General features: G+C 60.8%; 2 protein-coding genes. Both read right to left on the bottom strand.

The window, feature by feature from the left end; translation table 11 throughout:
- On the bottom strand, positions 1-920 hold a 920-nt coding region (locus QZY07_RS22215; protein ID WP_295407608.1), incomplete at its 3' end, for a hypothetical protein.
- A gap of 17 nt (positions 921-937) precedes the next feature.
- A complete protein-coding gene (gene phoU / locus QZY07_RS22210) occupies positions 938-1,594 on the bottom strand; it encodes a phosphate signaling complex protein PhoU (RefSeq protein ID WP_295407605.1) in 657 nt (218 codons plus the stop codon).
- Positions 1,595-1,764 lie beyond the last annotated feature (170 nt).

Raw genomic sequence — 1,764 nt, 5'->3', positions numbered from 1 at the left:
TTGCGCTGCCGTTCCTCTGCAAGGCGCTGCAACTCAGATACTTGCTTCTGGCCATGCACGATCTGGGCCTGGAATTCCTCTAGCGCTTTGATGGCTCGGCCGGCAGCTTCATAGCGCGCATCGAACTCCCGGATGCGCAAGTTCTGCTTCTCGATTAAATCACGCTGCGTCGCAAAATCCTGCACCCACTGACCCATCTGCCGCGTCCGCTCGACATCCGTCAGCTTCTGGGCCTCCAAGAAGATCTGTTGGTCCTGGCGCACCTGTTCGGGTATCGGTTGGATGCGCTGAAGCTCCTTCTCGAGGCGCTGCATACGGTCGTCCAGCAGCGGCACGCGATTCGCGGTGGTCTCCGTTCGCTTCAGCAGTTCGACGTTTTCCGCCTGGAGTTGGGCGATGCGCTTGTTGTCCTGGGCGCGCTGTTCGACCATATACGGCAGGGAGCGGGTGCGCTCGTCCAGATCTTTGCTCACCGCGTTGACCGACTGACGCAAAGCGAGTACCATCTCGCCCAGCCGCTGGTCTTCGGCCTGTCGGGTGACCAAATCTTCTTCGACGCGGGACACGCGCGAGAGTTCCTTGCGGATTTCCGCCACGCTTCGGCTGAGGGCTTCCCGGTCGCTGAGGCGGGCCCGCTCTGATTCCCGTTCGGCGTGAAGTCGGGCCTCAGTCTGCTTGTCGAGCATCACCACCACTTCGTTCTTGAGCTGTTGCAGCGCCTGCTCGATCTGCGTGAAACGGGAGAGCTGCGCGTGCGTGCTCGCCAGGCGGCCTTCAAGATCCTGAAGTCGACGCGCTTGCTCCTGCTTCTCGATGGCCATGCTTTGCAGGCGCTGATCAAGCTTGGCCAGCTCTTCACGGTCGCGCCGGTGTTCTTCGTCCAGCCAGGTCACCATCTGGCTCAATTGTGTCAGATCCATGCGCTCATCCCCCAGGTTCAGTCGTCCAGTTCGACAATAGTATTTGTCTTCAGAAACACGACCCGTTCACCGATGTTGGTGGTGCGGTCGGCAAAACGTTCCAGATTGTGTGCGACCCACATGAGATACGTGGCGCGCGTGATGGTGCGAGGATCGGTCATCATAATCACCAGGAGTTCCCGGAAAACCTGGTCATTGAGCTGATCCACCTCGGCATCGCGCGCCGCAAACGCGCGCGCCGCGTCTACGTCTCCCCTGATGAAGGCGCCCAACTGACCCATGAGCAGGTCTCGCCCGATCTCGGCCATGCGCGGCACATCGATAAGCGGCTTGAGCATCGGCTGGTCTGCCAACCGCAGAGCCAGCGTGGCGATGCCCTTGGCGTGATCGGCCATGCGTTCCAGTTCCCACGCGATGGACGAGATGGAGAAAATCAGCCGCAGATCGCGGGCGACCGGCTGCTGACTGGCGATCAGGAACAGACACTGATCCTCGATCTCGTGCTGGGCCTGATTGATCGCGTGATCGCCGGCAATCAGCTCGTTCGCCAGATCGGCGTTGCGATCAGCAAGGGCACGAACGGACTGCTCCTGCACCCTTGCGACCATCGTGCCGAGGGACAGCAAGCGCTCATTCAAGGCGGATAGCTGCAGGTCGAAGGTTTCTCGGGTCATCGCTTCGCTCCTTGGGTTATCGTGGAAGCCGGAATACGGCTATTATAGCATCCTTCTGGCCGCAGCTAAAACCGCTACAGCCGCGCCTCGCAGGCTTGGAACGCGCTGCGATCTGGATTGCCTCCGCCCGAGCAGCAGGCACCGGGAGAACTTTGGCCGCAACCGCGACT

Origin of the sequence: uncultured Thiocystis sp., from assembly GCF_903866365.1 — a bacterium.
In the GTDB taxonomy this organism is placed as follows: Bacteria; Pseudomonadota; Gammaproteobacteria; order Chromatiales; family Chromatiaceae; genus Chromatium.
Note: the sequence above shows the minus strand (reverse complement) of the source record. Positions and strands in the feature narration are given on the sequence as shown.

Bases quoted from the DNA above. Each gene is read 5' to 3' on its own strand.
- phoU (WP_295407605.1), bottom strand. From the start codon at position 1,594: ATGACCCGAGAAACCTTCGACCTGCAGCTATCCGCCTTGAATGAGCGC.